Below are 16,940 nucleotides of genomic sequence, written 5' to 3'. Positions count from 1 at the left end.
TTAACAGTAGTAGAGGGAGTGTGTACCCAGTAACCATAAATAATGGAGGGAATATGCCCAAGTGACACGCTCCTAAAGGTCATCTCTCTGAATACAGCATCTTGAGGAATAGACGGGCGAGAATCGGTTGTTAGTGACTTTTGGCTGTTAGCCATTTTGCAATCATCTCGATCAGGTCATGCTTTTTCACTGGCTTGGTAAGATAATCATTAATCCCGTATTTTATACTCTGGACTTGGTCTTCTGCAAATGCATGAGCGGAAAGAGCGATGATCGGGCACCAAGGACAATCGCCTGTTTGCTGTAACAAACGAATGTCTTGAGCAAGAGTGTAACCGTCTTTATCAGGCATTGAGATATCAGTAATAACAATATCCGGTTTTATGCGTTGGAAGAGCTCTAAGCCTATTACTCCATTTTCGGCCAGAGTCAGTTCGATATCGTTCACAGGCAACATTTTGGAGATTAAAACACGATTAATTCTGTTGTCTTCGACTAAGAGTATTTTTTTTCCGTGAAGATAAACTTCAGAGGTTGAATCTGTTTTCGTGTCAGACGCTTCTTCTTCTATGAGTAGTTTAAGCAGTTGATTGCGAGTGATAGGTTGCTGAAGTGGAATTACGCGTGTTTTCTGATCGTGACTAAGGAGATTGGGAGAGTATGGAGCCATAAGAATAAGCTTAGGTTGACCCTGAGTGCATGTTTTACCAAGTTCAATCAGTTTGCTTATCTCTGCACAGGATGTTGGTTGGATGATGACGCTGTTAAAATCTTCCATGTGGATAGAATGGATAAGTTGCTCTGATAATGTAGCGACATTGGGTATAACTGTAAGTGACCATTGCATCGACCTTGCAAGAGAGTTAAAGATAGTAATCCGAGGTTGATAGTCATCAATGAGCAAAACAGTTTGTTCACTGAGAGGATCAAACTGAGCTTCTTGTTGAGTTGTGTTGATTGTGAGTGGAAGTGAAAAAGAGAAGCAAGAACCTTCATCAAGGCGTGATGTTACATTGAGCTTGCCGCCATGCAGGGCGACCAGTTGTTGTGAAATGGCTAAGCCTAATCCCGTCCCTTGATAATTTCGTGTCATTGAACTATCGACTTGCTCGAACTTATTCATAATATTGGGCAAATGTTGTTCTGAAATGCCGATCCCTGTATCCATAATTTCAAAGTGATAGCGGTAGATATCACTCCGCTCAGTCTTTTGTAGCCTTAATTTCAATAAGACATGACCGTCATCAGTAAATTTAACGGCATTTCCAAGTAGATTGATTAAAACTTGATTAATTCTGCCTTTGTCACCTGAAACAAGCTTGGGTATATCGGGAGGAGCATCCAATAATAACTTTAAACCTTTCTGATTGGCCTGAAAAGCACATAAGGCCATACTCGATTCTATCAGGGTGATAAGATCAAATTCTTCCTCAACTAGGTGTAATTTACCTGCTTCGACTTTGCTGTAATCAAGAATATCGTTGATAAGGTTGACCAAATTGTCGGAGGCAGCATAGATTAACTGAAGCAACTCTCTTTGTTCGGTGTTTTTTTCATTCTCCATTAAAATTTCGCTGAAGCCCATAATAGCATTCATAGGCGTACGAATTTCATGGCTCATATTGGCTAAAAACTCAGATTTTGCACGAGTCGCTTGCGCTGCTTTTTCAGCTTCTTTCTTTACTTTGTTAGAGAGCGCTTTCTGTTTTTGGTATTGCTGACTGAGAGTTGCTTGAGCTTCGGCTAATGATGTCGACATCTGATTAAATGCTTCGACAACGCGTGTGACTTCATCGTTACCTGATAGGGGTAACTCTGCTCCAGGCCCTTGCTGGGTTATTCTAACAACACCTTGCCTTAATGAATCAAGACGGTTCATTAAATAACTGCCAAGAGCGAACGAAAATAGAGCAACAAAAGTCATCTCCAATAGAGCGATCAGGATACTCGCTTTTGTTGCTAGATGGAGAATCTGGTGAATCGAATCGACTTTTACTCCCATTTCCACAAGTCCATAAGAAGTAGAACCGAGTAGGATAGATCCTGCAACACCATAAATGCCATTGCGGCTTTCGAATGGGCTTAAGTTGGTGTTTACCTCATTTGCGTCGTAATTGCCCTGTTCGGTTAACATGATACCGTCACTATCAGTAATTCTGATATAAGCAAGATTATGCTCACTGACGACAGACTTAGCGAAACTCTCTAAATAAGCAAGATCTGTCGCTATTACCGCATCTCTTGACGCTTTAGCAAAAACATTAACCAGTTGCTTGCTGCCTAGCTCTAAACTTTGCTCATTTGAGCTTTTAAGCCAACTTAACCCACTAATAATAAGAATAGCGAGTGCTAAGGCTTCAATTAAAGCGATACCAATGATCGTTTTTATTCTTAAGGTCATTCCGAACCTTTAAAGAGATAAATTAAGTTGCACAATATCGTCCCAATCACTGTCATCTGCTTTTTGTAACCCCTTGATGTTGAGTTGCTTGAAGCTTTGTTGTGCTTGCTGGTTTGAATTCAATGCTTCGATGGTTTGGCGCAATGCTTGTTGGGCCTCAATCGGAACATTATGAGATACCGCAATCGCATGAGGTGTATACGAAGAAGTGGTATAGAGAATCTTCAGTTGTTGTTGTGTTTTTTTTGGCAGGCTTTTAAAGGTCCTCATAACCCCTCCTCCCGCAGGGTATAGCCCTTTCGCGACATTCAAGTATACGGAATCATGGGAACCGACATACTTGGCAGTGACTGGGATGTTTTTTTGTGCTAGCTCGGATTGGTTGATTATCGAAGCGGCAAACGCCCTTGGTGCTGGAAAAGCAATCGTTTCATCTGCAAGATCAGCTATGGTGCCGGACCAATCGGCTTTTGTGACTAGAATACCCTTAATTTTCTTATCTTTAGCATGTGCTACAGCGCTATAGCCAGGAGTCTTATTCACCAGAGTAAAATGATAAGGATTCATATAAGCGACATCGTATTGACCGTCAGCAAGGCGCTGCTCGAAAGTTGGGATGTCACGAGCGGTGGCAAATTTAAATTCGACATTGGCGAGTTCACCCCAAGCATCAAGAAGAGGTTGCCATTGCTCGGCAAGCTTTGCTGCAGATTGCTGAGGGACGACACCGAAGGTTAATTGAGTCTTAGCTAGCACGAAAGGTGCAAAAGAAAGGAGAAGTGGGTACAAGAGGAGAGGTAATTTTCTCAAGATAAAACTCTTTTTGGTAACGTAAGCTTGAGCAAACATATGGTTTTCCTATTTTGAGAAGTAGAAGTTCAAAAATACCGTTCCTATTAATAATAGGCACATTGGTCAGGAAATGTATTTGTACTAAGCTTGATTTACTCAATAAAGTAAAAGGAGTCATGGATGACTTTTTGATTGGATTATATCTTTAAATGAAAAGTCTCGATAAAAGCCATTTGGCCGTCATATCGAAGTTTTGTCAGAATGCAAAAACGTTCAGGTACTAAACTTGCTTATTTATTAAACATGCAGTGAACGATTCTCAATGTAGAACGACTATACCTTGGAATCGTTGCCGCGCCTGAGAGCTAAGGTCATCTCGCTGAACACAGCATCTTGAGGTTACTTGGGTATAGACAGCAAATATTAGTAATTTGAGATAAAGCTTTAACTACAGCTCTATCAAAACGATACCTTTCGATCATCCGGAGTAAGATATGAATGTTAAAGTTATGCTCGTTAGCCTTTTGTGCACAGGTTTGATTTCTGCTTGCGGTGATGGTGAGGACAGCTCGTCAGTGACTCCTGTCCCGAAATCATTACCCAACACGGAGAGTCTTGTGGCGGCTCGTGACTTTGACTTTGATATTGGGACTAAAATCACGCTTTCTATGAATTATAAGGGTGAGAACGATGGCGCTTTACACATTTACTCAGAAGCGGCTTATACCGACTCATCTGGTGATGCTATTGGAGATCCGCGTTCAAGGTTAACGACTGTTTACCCGAAATTGACTGAGCAGATAGAATTGGAAATCAACACTAATTGGCAACAACTTTATGTTCATTGGGTGCCGATGAATGTCAATGAATCAGAGCAGAACTGGGTGATTTCACTAAATCAAGCAAATAACACTTACCATATTGATATGTAAATGCTTCTTTCACTGTGCATCAAGTAACCTGAAGCATTTAGGGGCAATGCCAAGATAATATACCCAAGCACCTTGAATCACTTGGGTAAAAGTTAGAGACTTTCAATCATGCTGCCATAGCCAAACTGCTTGCGTTGACTCGGCTATATCCGTTCTGTTCCTGTTCAGTCAGTTATATGACACAGAATCTCATCAGATGAGGCGACAAAAATCGCACCTTGTTGTTCTAACTCGGTGATAACTTGTTGACAGGTTTCGGGTAACACAGCGCGAGTTGAGGCGAGGTTGACTATCACTTTGAAACCTAGGTCGAGGGCTTGAGAAACGGACTTCTTAACGCAAAAGTCGAGCGCTAAGCCACCTATGATGACAGTATCGATTTGGTTAAATTTGAGGAATTCATTGGCACCGGTTGTGATAGTGTCGGCCATATCGTGGAAGAAAATCCCATAAGGATGTGCGTCAGGATCCATACCTTTGTTCACCTGAAAATCATAATCCAATACAGGAGGTAAACCGTTCAGTAATTCGACACCTTGAGTGCCTACCACACAATGACGGTTCCATTTTAAGTCAACATTTGGCAATCCGACGGGTTCTAACATGTTGGCTGGCGTTTCTGCATCCCAAGCTGCTTTAGGTGGGTGAAGATCACGACTTACGAGCTTAAGTCTGCCTTTGGTATGGTTTTTCACCAACTCAGGGACTATCTCTAATGCTCCTTTTACGGGGAGCTCATCAGGACAAAGCTCAGAAAACCCTTTTTGGGGATCGACATCGATAATTGCTGTGTTTTGATAGTTAACGGAAATAGTCATAAATGTATTGCCTATATATCTTTCATTGTTAGGGCTACTGAGTTTTGTAGGATACTGAACGTGTTTGTGATGTTCTGTAATAATGCCTTATCTTGCTCTCATTTGGGCAAGCTGAGGAATGCAAGCCTAGCCGCGTAAACAGTTCTGGAAGAAAGTGACGCCATCATTAGCTAACGCATAGACCATTGCTGGCTTACCTCCTTTCCCTCTATTTGTTGAGGCTACTTTATTGGTAGGCTTAACTACACCAGAGTCAATTAAGCGACGCTTTATGGTCATACGGCTAATATCAATACCAAACTCTTGGTAAGCCGCGATAATATCAGCAACCAGGAACTCCTTATCTAAGGCAAAAAGCAAGACAGAGGTATACTCAATTGATGCACGGAGCTTCTGCCATGCAATTTCGATCATTTTTTGATGATCAAAAGCCAGAACTTCATCCCCATTAAGAATGTCCTGCAGTGGAAACCATTTCAGGTGGCATTCTGGCATACCTGCGTCATTGATTTGTTCCACATTGTTTCTATCGAGTAAAGCATAGTGTGTGATATTTAAACTCCACTCTTCTGGATCGCGTTTTGGATCGCTATCAAAAAAAGCTTCACTAAAATGACGTGGATAAGTGTGGATCTTTTCTCTACAGATACGACGGCGTGCCGACTCAAAGTTCTCATCTGCTGGACGTCCACCTTGCTCTGTCATGTCTTTATCGAAAACGAAGCCGCCTGGTAAGGCCCAAACACCGTGATAGGGGCGGTTAGGGTTAGAACGTTTCAGTAATAACACCTCAAGTCTTTTCTCTGCGCACCCAGATAATCGAAATGGAATGATATCGACACAGACGATCATGATAAGCCCCTAAATATGATTTGTAAGTAATCTAGCGTATAAGCTACATTCAATCAATATGTAAGTAACGAAATGTTATAAACTAAATTATATTTTGTGATTAAGGGGTTCTTTGAGGTTGTCTCTTTATCGATGAATTTTGTGTTAAATTGAAGATGTTTTGGGGATTTGAGGATTAATTAATCACTAAAAGGCTCATGAAACATTATTCTTTAGAGTAGTTAGTAACAAAAGTTGACAAACTAAACTTGGGTGTTTATTGTTTATGCACTAAGTAAGTAACAAATAGTTATATACTCAATTTATGTTGATATACACAGCTTTAAAGTACCAATATTCTAGGACTTTCAGGTGGGATGAAACAAGACTGAGTAGATTTTAACAGGGCATGCAAAAGGGCTCCACATGACCAGTAATTTATTTTCTTCTCGTATCATACAAAGTGCGTTAGATTTTGACGTATATAAAGTGAATATGATGAGCGCGGTAGTGTCACACTACCCTGATATTGAAGTCGCTTATAAATTCATTGTTCGTAGCGATGAAGATCTTTCTGCTTTGCTTCCTGAAGTGGAAAAGCAAGTTAACCTGTTGAAGAATATTAGATTTACACCTGAACACATTAAGTACATTCAACGTGTTGCGCCTTATTTATCAACGCAATTTATTGAGTCTCTCCGGTCTTTTTGTTTTCATCCAGAACGTCATGTTACTTTCAGTATTAAAAAGGGCTTAGACGGTAAGAATCAGCTACACATTACCGTTGCTGGTCTATGGCAGGAAACCATTCTTTATGAAACGATCATCATGAGTATTGTTTCTGAAGTCCGAAGCCGTTCACGCTGGGCTGATATTCCTGCTGAGCACTTTCTTGATACCCTTCATAAAAAGGTGCGTATTCTTAAAGCTGAATTAAAGCGACGTAATATCACTAACTTTAAATTTGCTGATATGTCGACTCGTCGACGCTTTTCTTATAAAGCTCAGCGCTTAATGCTCGAGTATATCAGTGCGACACTCCCTGAGTGCTTGACAGGCACCAGCAATTATCACCTTGCTCATCAGTTAGGACTTACACCGATAGGAACAGTTGCTCATGAGTGGTTCATGGGGCATCAAGCATTGGTGAATGTCCAAGACTCGCAAAAGGTAGCCTTACAGCGCTGGCATAAGATGTTTAATGGGGCGTTAGGTATAGCCTTGACCGATACCATTGGGATTGACGCTTTCTTACAAGATTTTGATGAAAGCTTGAGCCGTGCTTATACTGGCGTAAGACACGATAGCGGTTGCCCTTATGAATGGGGTGAGAAGATCATTAAGCATTACCTGTCACACGGCATTGATCCCATGAGTAAAACCCTAGTGTTTACTGACGGGCTAAACTTTGAGCAAGCACTTGATATTTGCGAGCATTTCCAGAACAGAGCTCAAGTGAGCTTTGGCATCGGAACTTTCTTAGCAAATGATATGGATACTTACTCTAATGAGCGTGGTGAAACTTATTCTCCTCTTTCGATTGTGATCAAAATGGTTGCCTGTAATGGCTCCCCTGTGGCAAAAATAAGTGATGAGCCAGAGAAAGCAATGTGTGAAGATATTTTCTTCTTAATGAATCTGAAACGACGATTTAATCAATCCCTTGATTTGGATCACTGCCGTAAGCTGATTGATCGTTTAGAAACTGAAGGTCAGAACTATTTGCTTGAGATTTAAGCTGTACTCAAGCATCTTAAGGTCACTTGGGGATCTTGAAATGACTTGGGTATATAGCAACTTGGGGTAATGTGAGCCGATGAAACGCAAAAAGGTGTTACTTGTTTTAGGTAAGCGCCTAGTTAGAGGGAATTTAACTGCGGAGGGGCGCTCCCGAGTTGAAGCGCTCATCGAAATGATGCCCAAGTTGTGTGCAGAAACGACGACAGTGATATTTTGCGGTGGTAAAACAGTTGGGCAAGCAGTTTCTGAAGCCGATGCGATGTTTTGGTATTACCAACAACTTATAAATCATTCACAGAGTCGTTTGCCTAAGTTACCTATTTTACTTGAAAATCAGTCGGTCAACACAGTTCAAAACATACAAAATGCAGCAGCTCTGCTTATTCAGAATGGCTTTGCTAATAGTGGTGACACTATAGATGTATCTTTGCTATCAAATGACTACCACCTAGCCCGATTAATTGAGATTCAAACTCTGTTAGATGAGCAAGGTTTATTGCGATTATTTCAATTACACTGTGCGCAAGCGAATATTACTGCCAATATCCCTTTAGATATTGAGCAACACATTGGTGTGCCATACCCAAATAAAGGAGCACAGGCAGAAGCATTTTTAGCTTGTGAAGCTTTGACGACTTATCGTGTTTATTTGCAGGGGGTAAAGAATCAGGCTTTTCAGCGCCCGTTGGCAGAAGTTCAACATCAACCATTAAGCATTGCAAAAAAGGCAATCAAACAGTTATTGCTAATGCCGCTTGATGATCATGCTCATGAACACGTTATCCAATTAGCAAAGGCCATCGATCAGACAGCCTTTACTTTTTCCGCTGAGGAAATTAACGTCGCATTAGCGGTGATTGACCCTATTTTAACCATGCTAAACCGTCGTTTTGATCCTGAATCTATCGCATCACTTTACGGTAAGTTGCGATAGAGCTAAACGCGATCAGGCTATAGCAAAGTAGCTCGATCCCTTCTTCAGCGATGTTTTTGACATCATGAACAAAGTGTTCTGCCATTACATGACGCCAGAAACTTCCCATGCCATACACTCGAGAGAATACTAATAATAAAATGACAGCGACAATAAGCAGCTGCATGGATTGCTCTCGGAGGAGATCTGCCATTTGATTGACCGTGTTTTTTCCACCTTGGTAAGCCTTAAAGCACGCCAGTACACTGACTAATAGTGCTGGATATACCCAAGATCCGTGGCGAATTATATCAAACCAGTAATCCATTTCTCTAATCAGTAGAGCAGCAAAGAAACCCGTAATCAGTATTGCAGCGTGCGAAACTGTCTGGCTTTTTTGACTCAAACGAAAAAATGAAATCGTTGTGATAAGCAGCATTGTGAGTTGAAGGCTTTCAGTGATGGAGCGCTCGCCTAAACCGACCTCTAAGTACATGAAGTCAATTCGTAAACTAAAGTTAACCAACAGGCTGATGATTATTGTCATTAACACTACTTTTAATGAACCATATATGATTTGCTTACTACTTGCAGTGATTTGTGCTTTTTGTGCAGGGAGCACAGTTTGGCTTTGTGTATTTTCTTTCATTTTTCTAAAAATAACGTTCAAATTGTAAATTAGTTGACACTATTATAAATACCACTTTGATAAGGGTAAATAAAGTCATTTTATGGTTAAATTGAACAGTGTTCATAATTGATGAATAAGTAGGTTAATTGATTGCTCTTGGACTGATAGGTTTTTTGTATGTGTTGGGTCTGATGCAAATGTTACTTAGCACTCTTAGTACTATGAGTTTATCGCTCTACTGCGTTTCAGATACGACTGTGTTTCAGATACAACTGTAATTAGCTAAACGGTTATTTAACTGAATGGTTTTAAAAATTAAAACGGCTCTTGATTAATGGGTCATATGATAATGCTCCCACAGCTCAACTCGCTCATTATCAGGTAGTAGACAATAACTGGTTCGTGATGCATTTTCAGTGACAGTATCGAGGAGACCATCTTGCTCAATGCAGTAAAGTGCAGCAGGATTTGTTATTGATGTATATTCATTTGAATGAGTGACCCCTTCATGAAGAGAGCACCCTGTTGCCATTACCACTGCTGAAATGATCACTAATGTTATTTTTTTCATTTGTATTTCCTTATAGGCTCAAATTGTTGCATTGAATACCGCTCATTAAGGTCACTTGGTGATAATTTAGTTGACCATTTAATTAATTATAGGAAAGCTTTCGCAAAATTCTGTTTATAACCAAGTTTTTTGAGTCCGCAGTAAATAACTCAGTGACCTCGCTCTGAATCAAGCATCTTGAGGTCATTTGGGTATAATGGGTAGATAGCCTAAGCACATAAGGAGTTATGTTGAGACACTTAAGAACCTCAGTACATCCGGATATTGGCCATTTGGATGATAAGTCGATTATTCAACGTCGTGCGGCGCGAGCAATTGTTCTACACGGAGAAGATATTTTGCTTCTTTATACCGAGCGCTATCATGATTACACACTACCAGGTGGTGGAATCGATGATGGTGAAGATGTCATTTCTGCTTTAGTTCGTGAACTAAGAGAGGAAACAGGGGCAAAGTCGATTCAAAATATTAAACCATTTGGTTTATATGAAGAGTTTCGTCCTTGGTATAAAGCAGAAGCAGAAGTGATGCATATGAGCTCCTACTGTTATACCTGTACCGTCGAACGTGAATTGGGTGAGACTGCATATGAAGATTATGAGATTCGTAACGGTATGCGCCCGGTCTGGATCAATATTCATCAAGCGATTGCTCATAATGAGCAGACAATACTAGAAAGCCCAAAAAAAGGGATGAGTATTGAGCGAGAAACATTTCTGTTGCAGTTGGTTGTTAGAGAATCGCTTCATATATGCAGTTGAATGCATTCGTAGATAAAAAAAGCCCGAGTTCCTTATGGAACCCGGGCTATTCCAGACGCGCAAGCGAAGCGTCATTTTTTGCTCTTCGAGCGATTTAAATAGTCACCCTATACCACTTCTTTTTAATCATGTTCAACAAGTAGCTTTAATTACGTTTGCTGATATACAAAGCGCATTTATGTTGGCTAAGATCAACTATTTTTTCAGACTATCATCATTTAATCCTCGTTTCTTATATATGAGAGGCTTTTTTGCTCTCGTGAATAATGATTGGAATCCAGCTCACGTATTGTACAGTTTTTATAAACTAACTAGAGGTGGCAGAGGGGCCCAATCAACTAAAGGTTCGAAAGTAAAAGTCTCTTGTGTAGAAAAAAGCATTAAGGGTTGAACTGTAGTCGAATGCATTTGTTTCACGTTGATAAGCTGACTCAGAGCAAAGAAGCGATGAACATATTGCTGAGTTTCTTGGGGAAGTATCAGCTTGCTAAAATCCCGGCTTCCTGCTCTTTTGATTGCTCTTGCGACACGTCCTTCTCCAGCATTGTAGGCCGCTAAAGTCAAAGCGATATCTTGGTCAAACTTCTTATACAAAAATGTTAAATAAGCAAGGGCCGCTTGTGTGCTGGCTTTTACATCAAATCGTTGATCACGTTGTGATGTAACTTGCAATCCAAAACGCCGAGCAGTGGCAGGAATTAGCTGCCATAGCCCCGCTGCGTTTGCGTGAGAAACGGCTTTAGGGTTGAAAGAAGACTCTAGCATGGGCAGTAAAACGAGATCTGCTGGTAGCGAACGATGTTTAAGTTGCTGAAGAATGTGATTTACCAACTGATGCGAGGTCTCAAATCTCTTGGAAATGTGGGTTTTATGTCGAGCTAAAATTTGGTGTTGTTGCTTAATCGCGCTGTCACTGGGCCGAGCAACAGCACTGGAACAGAGTGCCGAGCTCAACAATAACATCATTAAAGTATAGATAACCTTTTGAAGAAACAGAGTTGGATTCCGAATTTCCATCGGTTGCTGGGGCTTAGAAAGTCTGTTCTTCATAAGTATGTGCAACGGGCTGAAGGAGTTGAGTGACGATCTCTTGAAATGCAGCGGCGGTGCTTCCATTATTGGTGTTTTCTTGCTTGCATTGCTTAATGAGCGTATGCAAAACCGTCCATTGTTTTCGAGCTTGGATTGCGATGGTTTTTGGTAAGGCATCGAATATTTTCGATACGCCTTGTTCATTTAAAGGGACGCCAAGTGACAGCATCCACTCTTTTCTCTTTTTGGCCGACTGGCTCAATTGATTTAATAGCTCGACTTGATGCTTGTTGTCTTTGTCTAGGCTCTCGCTTTCAAAGGACAGATAAAGCGCTTTTTGGCGTTGAATGATAGGCAACAACTGCTGATAAAGCTTAATGTCTTTAGCAATAGAGCGAACAAATTGTTGAATAACTTGTGACGAGTTTTGTGTCATCGCCTTCCCCCTATACGGTTATTCATGGCCAGTGTGAAATTGCATAACTGCTCTTGATAATGCTTCAGTATTGAGCTCGAGCTCACCACGTTGGAGCGAGTCTTTGATTTTTTCCACTTTAGCCATGTCTATATCAGGCAAGGCGTTCATTGCCGATTGAGCATTTTCAATGGCCGCAGTATTGACTTGCATGATGGGTTCATGAATGGTTTTTTCGTCAGGGCTATCCATTGGTTGTTTCGTGGCTTGCTGGAATTTGGTCTGAGCTATATGGCCACCGGTAACTTTGTCAATTTTCATATTTTGTCCTCAATCATAAGTTCTATACCCAAGTAACCTCAAGATACTGTGTTCAGCGAGATGACCTTATCTCTCAGGCGCGGCAACGATTCGAAGATATAGTCGTTCTACATTGAGAATCGTTAACAAAGTCTGAGAGTTAAGGTCGCTCGCCCTTTGGGAGCGTGTCACTGAGCGGACTTCTTGCGTCAGACAACTTGGAAATAGAATACTATTCCGCTTCGTTGTCTTCCTTGAATTCGACTCAGTGACCTCGCTCTGAATCAAGCATCTTGAAGTCACTTGGGTATATTTCTAACAGGCGGCCGATTTCGAAGTATATTAAATACTTTTCGTAAACTTACTTGGATATACCCAGCTTCTTTTTGTATACAAGAATGCCCTTAATTTGACGAGACTATCATTTTATAAATGAGAATCTGAGCCCAAAATCAAAATTGTGTGTGAACTTGATTTAATCCGGTGACAAGCGCTCGAATTATTTTACCTGACTGTAAGTTTTTAACCTTTATTTGTTGATTTTCCTTACCCTTTTCAAGTGCGATGCCTTTCGTGCTGGCTATAAATCCAGCTTGAGAAGCAATAATGAGCACTTCATTACCTTTGTTCACCAAAGCGGGAGAGGTTAACACACTGGAATGAATAGGCTGGCCGAGCCGAATTTGTCGAATGGTCTCTAAACCGATTAATGCCTCTGTTTGCGTGTAGAAATTAGACTGGTTTGAGAACGTTTTTCTTGCTTTTTTTAAGTGTGAAGCACTGAGCTGTTGGCCTTTATTGATGGTGTTCGCCGCAACGACAACATCCAGCGTAATATTGGCTTTAATGGTGATATTAATGCGCCAAGAAGAATCTGCCGTATTACAACTCAGCATGCGCTTAAGATGGCCCACAGGAAGCACTTGATGATCTTGACTGGTAAAGGTTAATGGGGCAGAACATCTGGTTAGGTGTTTCGCTGACCGTGGAACCCAAATTCTATAATTGAGCTGATAATCTTGCCATTGCTGAGAGTGGGCTGTTTGAGCCACTTCCTGTTCAAATTGTTCAGCAGCCATGGCTTTGAGAGTGTCGATTGTTTCTCGGTTATTTCTCGAATCTGCGCGCACAGTTAAAGCGAGCATCAGGCCGCTGACGAGTATAGTAACTAAACAACATGCTTTCTTCCCGCCGTAATGTTTGCTTTCCGTAAACCGGAAGTTTGGCTTCCTTACCTTTTTGTAAATCATTGAAAAACCTATTTTTTATTTATGGCATGTATTTTGTTTCTATTTTGCTATCACTTGAGCCAATTAAGGAAAGATGCATGGCTATCTCATTCGAAAATGCGTTGGGTGTTCATCCTGAGGCGCTTAATTTTCGCGTTCAGCGTACCAAAGTCCTCGCGAGTAACCTAGCAAATGTTGATACGCCGGGATATTTAGCTAAGGACCTGACATTTACTACTGTTATGAACCATTTTTCACAAAGGAGCGCTCATAAATTGCAGGAGAAATTAAATATTGAGGCGAAATACTCAGTGCCTTATCAAAACAGTAATGATGGCAATACGGTTGAGTTAGGGGTTGAGCAAGCCAAATTCACCCAAAACAGTATGGATTTTCAAACCAGTCTGACTTTTCTGAACATGAAGTTTAGCGGACTGGCAAAAGTGATAGAGGGGCGTTAACGATGTCATTTACCGATATTTATTCTATAACGGGCTCTGCTATGACGGCGCAAACTGTGCGCTTGAATACAGTAGCGAGTAACTTAGCCAATGCTGATGCGGTTTCGGCTAGCTCTGACGACGCGTACAAAGCATTGAAACCCGTTTTTGCAACGGTATACAAAAAAACTCAGCTCACGACGGCTAATGATGTCTACCCAAATGCAGAAGTACGTATTGTTGATGTCGTGAAGAGTGCAGCAGAAGCTGAAAAGCGTTTTGAGCCCAGTAGCCCTCTAGCTGATGAAGAAGGATACGTTTATTACCCAGATATCGATGTGGTATCTGAAATGGCCGATATGATGCAAGCCACTCGTAGTTTTGAAACCAATGTCGAAGTACTGGCTAACGTGAAAAGTATGCAGCAAGGTTTGCTTAGACTAGGGCAGGGTAGCTAATGAGTATTGCACCGTTTAATGCTCTCTCTTCTGAAGCGCCCAGTGCTTCGCAGTCAAGTATGCCGAGTGTTTCGAATAACCCAATGGAAAGTAATAAGGCCGCGTCGCTACAAAATGAATTTATTTCACTTATGGTGGCACAAATTCAAAATCAAGACCCACTGAACCCACTGGATGGAACGGAGTACGTGAGTCAGCTCGCCCAGTTCTCTCAGGTGCAAAGTACAGAAAATATGTCCACGTTGATGCAGAACAGTATGGTGTCGCTCGACAATATGCAAGTTCTTTCTACAGCGGGACTGATGGGCAAAACTGTCTACGTCACTGCCAATGAATTCAATCTTAATCAGCAAACACAAAGTGGAAAAATAGAATTAGCCCATGCATCTAATCAAGTCACTTTATTGGTTAAAGATGCATTTGGACAAACCACCAAGGTGCCATTGGGAGCGAAAGGTGCTGGAGAAGTGCCCTTTTCTATTGACCCTGAGGAGTTGGGGCTCAAACCTGGGCCTTATTCCATCTCGGTCGAAGTTCAAGAAGGGCAAGCCAGTCCCACGGTTTTATTAGCGGGTACAGTTGAACAAGTTCGTATACCGAGTTCAGGTGGACCTACCTTAGTCAATGTAGAAGGGGTAGGACAAGTTCCTTTCTATCAAATCACTCAGTTTGGTGCTTAACCAAAATATGGAAATACAAGAGGTGAATTATTTATGAGTCTTAATATTGCACTTAGTGGTCTAGATGCGACCAATACAGAGCTGAACACCATCAGTCATAATATCGCTAATGCTTCGACGCATGGCTTTAAAGAAGGAAGGACTGAGTTTGCTGCCGTTTATAATGGCATGCAACCCGGTGGGGTTCAAGTGGCGGCTATCTCGCAAAACTTTGATAAAAATGGGTCTGTAACAGGAACAGGTCGTGCGATGGATTTGGCGATCAATGGCAATGGCTTTTTCGTCACAAAAGACAATATGGGTCAACTACTTTATACGCGCTCAGGTGTGTTCGGGACAGATAAAAACAATGTGGTCATGGCCAATAATGGTGCAGAACTTCAAGGCTACAGTGTTGATGGTAATAATAAGTTGGTGACGGGATCTTTCGGCAGTATCAAAGTCTCGACTTCTTCTTTGAATGCCAAAGCAACCGATGCAATGGATTTTGTGGCTAACTTTGCTGCTGGCGCGACGGCGATTGATCAAAATGTTCTCCCTTTTGATTCAACCAACCCTAACACATTCAATTCTTCCTATACCACTCAAGTTTATGACTCTCTGGGTCAATCTCATACGATTACTCAATACTTCACTAAAACATCTGACAATACTTGGCAAGTGAATGTCGAAGCCAATGGAGCTCCGACAATCCCAGCAACCTCGCGTGAAGTGACCTTTAATACAAATGGCACGTTATCCTCGCCGACTGAGGCGTTTAACGTGACGTTTCCAGTGGCTGGTGCCGATGCAATCAGTGTGGATATTAGCCTTGCGGGTAGCACCCAGTTCGGTAACACATTCGGAGTGAGCACCAATAACCCAAATGGTTATACATCGGGTGAGTTGACCGGGGTCCGAGTAGAAGAAAATGGCATGGTCTATGCGACTTACACCAACGGTCAGTCTCAGCTTCAAGGCCAAGTAGTATTAGCTGATTTTGCTAACACACAAGGCTTATCGAAAGTCAGCGGTACCGCATGGAGTCAGAGTTTCAGTTCTGGTAGCCCTGTTATTGGTGCGCCAGGCAGCGGCACATTAGGGGATCTAACTCCGGGAGCACTTGAAGGTTCTAACGTTGACTTAACCAGTGAGCTAGTGTCGTTGATGACCGCGCAGCGCAACTATCAAGCCAATGCTAAAACCATCTCAACCAGCGATAAATTGACGCAAGCGCTATTCAACGCGGTGTAATGAGGAATACGTATGGACAGCTTACTGTTTACAGCTACGTCTGGCGCCAGTCGAGTTTTGAAAGCGCAACATGTACGTTCGAATAACTTATCCAATGCGGATACTTCTGGCTTTCGTGCCGATATGGAACGGGCAACCAGTGTGGCTTTGCCCGGGCAAGCATTTGATGGTCGGACGATGGTGGTCACAAACTCAGCCATGACTCGTTTGGATACTGGTGCGGTCATGAAAACCGGTAGAGTGCTTGATGTAGCGATTACTGGGGAAGGCTACTTGACGGTAGCAACGCCATCGGGTGATGAAGCCTACACGCGAGCTGGTAACATGAGTGTGGATTCATCAGGAGCGGTGACAATCAATGGGTTTCCAGTTCTGAGTGAAGATGGCCAACTGATCCTCCCTGACTTTCAAACTGTTGAGATCAGTGAACGTGGCAGGGTTACTGTGGTTCCCCCTGGCGGTGGCGCTGAAATCGAGGTTGGTGACCTCAAACTAGTCAAGCCAGAAGCCGCGCAAATACAAAAAGAGACGGATGGCCTTTTGCATTCACTTGATGGTCAACCTTTTCCAGCCAACGAAACGGTGCAAATTTCTTCTGGGCACCTAGAGGGCAGTAATGTCTCTGCAATTGAAGAGCTCATGAATGTGATGTCTCTAACACGTAATTTCGAAATGCAAGTTCGCATGATGAAAACCGCTGAGACCTTAGCTCAAGCCGGTAATAAATTGATGTCGGCGAGCTAGTCGTATTAAAGGAGTAAAA

Annotated in this window: 19 protein-coding genes; 9 read left to right on the top strand and 10 right to left on the bottom strand. The window is 41.9% G+C overall.

What is annotated here, in order from left to right; translation table 11 throughout:
* Nucleotides 1-130: 130 nt before the first annotated feature.
* Both BS333_RS20335 and BS333_RS20330 read right to left on the bottom strand, forming a co-directional pair.
* Nucleotides 131-2,401, bottom strand: coding sequence for an ATP-binding protein (locus BS333_RS20335; RefSeq protein WP_021710980.1), 2,271 nt, complete (start codon nt 2,399-2,401; stop codon nt 131-133).
* 9 nt (nt 2,402-2,410) lie between these two features.
* Nucleotides 2,411-3,250: a phosphate/phosphite/phosphonate ABC transporter substrate-binding protein gene (locus BS333_RS20330; RefSeq protein WP_021710981.1), complete on the bottom strand. Its 840-nt coding sequence runs from the start codon at nt 3,248-3,250 to the stop codon at nt 2,411-2,413.
* 437 nt (nt 3,251-3,687) lie between these two features.
* Here BS333_RS20330 and BS333_RS20325 point away from each other — a divergent pair, with 437 nt between their 5' ends.
* The gene (locus BS333_RS20325) at nt 3,688-4,125 is read left to right on the top strand and encodes a hypothetical protein (RefSeq protein WP_021710982.1); all 438 of its coding nucleotides are present in this window, start codon (nt 3,688-3,690) and stop codon (nt 4,123-4,125) included.
* A 164-nt stretch (nt 4,126-4,289) separates the two neighbouring features.
* Here the strand turns inward: BS333_RS20325 and BS333_RS20320 are convergent, their stop codons facing one another.
* Nucleotides 4,290-4,943, bottom strand: a complete 654-nt coding sequence (locus BS333_RS20320; RefSeq protein WP_021710983.1) for an isochorismatase family protein — start codon at nt 4,941-4,943, stop codon at nt 4,290-4,292.
* A 126-nt stretch (nt 4,944-5,069) separates the two neighbouring features.
* The gene (locus tag BS333_RS20315) at nt 5,070-5,795 is read right to left on the bottom strand and encodes an NUDIX domain-containing protein (protein ID WP_021710984.1); all 726 of its coding nucleotides are present in this window, start codon (nt 5,793-5,795) and stop codon (nt 5,070-5,072) included.
* Nucleotides 5,796-6,200: 405 nt separating this feature from the next.
* On the opposite strand from BS333_RS20315, the gene pncB reads away from it, so the two are divergent.
* Nucleotides 6,201-7,511 carry a nicotinate phosphoribosyltransferase gene (gene pncB / locus BS333_RS20310; protein WP_021710985.1) on the top strand — a complete coding sequence of 437 codons (1,311 nt, stop codon included), beginning with the start codon at nt 6,201-6,203 and terminating at the stop codon, nt 7,509-7,511.
* Between the two features lie 79 nt (nt 7,512-7,590).
* Nucleotides 7,591-8,448 carry a YdcF family protein gene (locus BS333_RS20305; RefSeq protein WP_021710986.1) on the top strand — a complete coding sequence of 286 codons (858 nt, stop codon included), beginning with the start codon at nt 7,591-7,593 and terminating at the stop codon, nt 8,446-8,448.
* Here BS333_RS20305 and BS333_RS20300 read toward each other — a convergent pair.
* Nucleotides 8,417-9,076 carry a hypothetical protein gene (locus BS333_RS20300; protein ID WP_021710987.1) on the bottom strand — a complete coding sequence of 220 codons (660 nt, stop codon included), beginning with the start codon at nt 9,074-9,076 and terminating at the stop codon, nt 8,417-8,419. The two genes, BS333_RS20305 and BS333_RS20300, sit on opposite strands and share 32 nt — an antisense overlap.
* Before the next feature lie 313 nt (nt 9,077-9,389).
* The gene (locus tag BS333_RS20295) at nt 9,390-9,629 is read right to left on the bottom strand and encodes a putative hemolysin (RefSeq protein WP_021710988.1); all 240 of its coding nucleotides are present in this window, start codon (nt 9,627-9,629) and stop codon (nt 9,390-9,392) included.
* A gap of 230 nt (nt 9,630-9,859) precedes the next feature.
* On the opposite strand from BS333_RS20295, the gene BS333_RS20290 reads away from it, so the two are divergent.
* The gene (locus BS333_RS20290; protein WP_033004249.1) at nt 9,860-10,390 is read left to right on the top strand and encodes an NUDIX hydrolase; all 531 of its coding nucleotides are present in this window, start codon (nt 9,860-9,862) and stop codon (nt 10,388-10,390) included.
* A 300-nt stretch (nt 10,391-10,690) separates the two neighbouring features.
* On the opposite strand, the gene BS333_RS20285 is transcribed toward BS333_RS20290, so the two are convergent.
* The 4 genes from BS333_RS20285 to flgA form a co-directional block, all read right to left on the bottom strand.
* Nucleotides 10,691-11,356, bottom strand: coding sequence for a lytic transglycosylase domain-containing protein (locus BS333_RS20285; protein WP_050568048.1), 666 nt, complete (start codon nt 11,354-11,356; stop codon nt 10,691-10,693).
* Nucleotides 11,357-11,420: 64 nt separating this feature from the next.
* Nucleotides 11,421-11,858 (bottom strand): flagellar protein FlgN, encoded by a 438-nt coding sequence (gene flgN, locus BS333_RS20280; RefSeq protein WP_021710991.1) that lies wholly within the window; start codon nt 11,856-11,858, stop codon nt 11,421-11,423.
* Between the two features lie 18 nt (nt 11,859-11,876).
* Complete coding sequence (gene flgM, locus BS333_RS20275; RefSeq protein ID WP_021710992.1) at nt 11,877-12,158, bottom strand: flagellar biosynthesis anti-sigma factor FlgM; 282 nt, start codon at nt 12,156-12,158, stop codon at nt 11,877-11,879.
* A gap of 431 nt (nt 12,159-12,589) precedes the next feature.
* On the bottom strand, nt 12,590-13,387 hold the full coding sequence (gene flgA, locus BS333_RS20265; RefSeq protein ID WP_021709746.1) for a flagellar basal body P-ring formation chaperone FlgA: 798 nt from the start codon (nt 13,385-13,387) through the stop codon (nt 12,590-12,592).
* Between the two features lie 77 nt (nt 13,388-13,464).
* Here flgA and flgB point away from each other — a divergent pair, with 77 nt between their 5' ends.
* From flgB to BS333_RS20240, 5 genes are read left to right on the top strand one after another with little or no spacing between them, the layout of a single operon-like run.
* Nucleotides 13,465-13,827: a flagellar basal body rod protein FlgB gene (flgB, locus tag BS333_RS20260; RefSeq protein ID WP_021709747.1), complete on the top strand. Its 363-nt coding sequence runs from the start codon at nt 13,465-13,467 to the stop codon at nt 13,825-13,827.
* Nucleotides 13,828-13,829: 2 nt separating this feature from the next.
* Nucleotides 13,830-14,264 (top strand): flagellar basal body rod protein FlgC, encoded by a 435-nt coding sequence (gene flgC, locus BS333_RS20255; protein ID WP_021709748.1) that lies wholly within the window; start codon nt 13,830-13,832, stop codon nt 14,262-14,264.
* Nucleotides 14,264-14,944: a flagellar hook assembly protein FlgD gene (gene flgD, locus BS333_RS20250; RefSeq protein ID WP_021709749.1), complete on the top strand. Its 681-nt coding sequence runs from the start codon at nt 14,264-14,266 to the stop codon at nt 14,942-14,944. The genes flgC and flgD overlap by 1 nt, the downstream gene beginning before the upstream one ends.
* Before the next feature lie 33 nt (nt 14,945-14,977).
* Complete coding sequence (flgE, locus tag BS333_RS20245; RefSeq protein WP_021709750.1) at nt 14,978-16,177, top strand: flagellar hook protein FlgE; 1,200 nt, start codon at nt 14,978-14,980, stop codon at nt 16,175-16,177.
* A gap of 12 nt (nt 16,178-16,189) precedes the next feature.
* Nucleotides 16,190-16,921 (top strand): flagellar basal body rod protein FlgF, encoded by a 732-nt coding sequence (locus BS333_RS20240; protein ID WP_021709751.1) that lies wholly within the window; start codon nt 16,190-16,192, stop codon nt 16,919-16,921.
* Nucleotides 16,922-16,940: the final 19 nt, after the last annotated feature.

The organism is Vibrio azureus (genome assembly GCF_002849855.1).
Lineage (GTDB): Bacteria > Pseudomonadota > Gammaproteobacteria > Enterobacterales > Vibrionaceae > Vibrio > Vibrio azureus.
The sequence above is the reverse complement of the archived record's forward strand: the minus strand, read 5'-3'. Positions and strand labels throughout refer to the sequence as shown.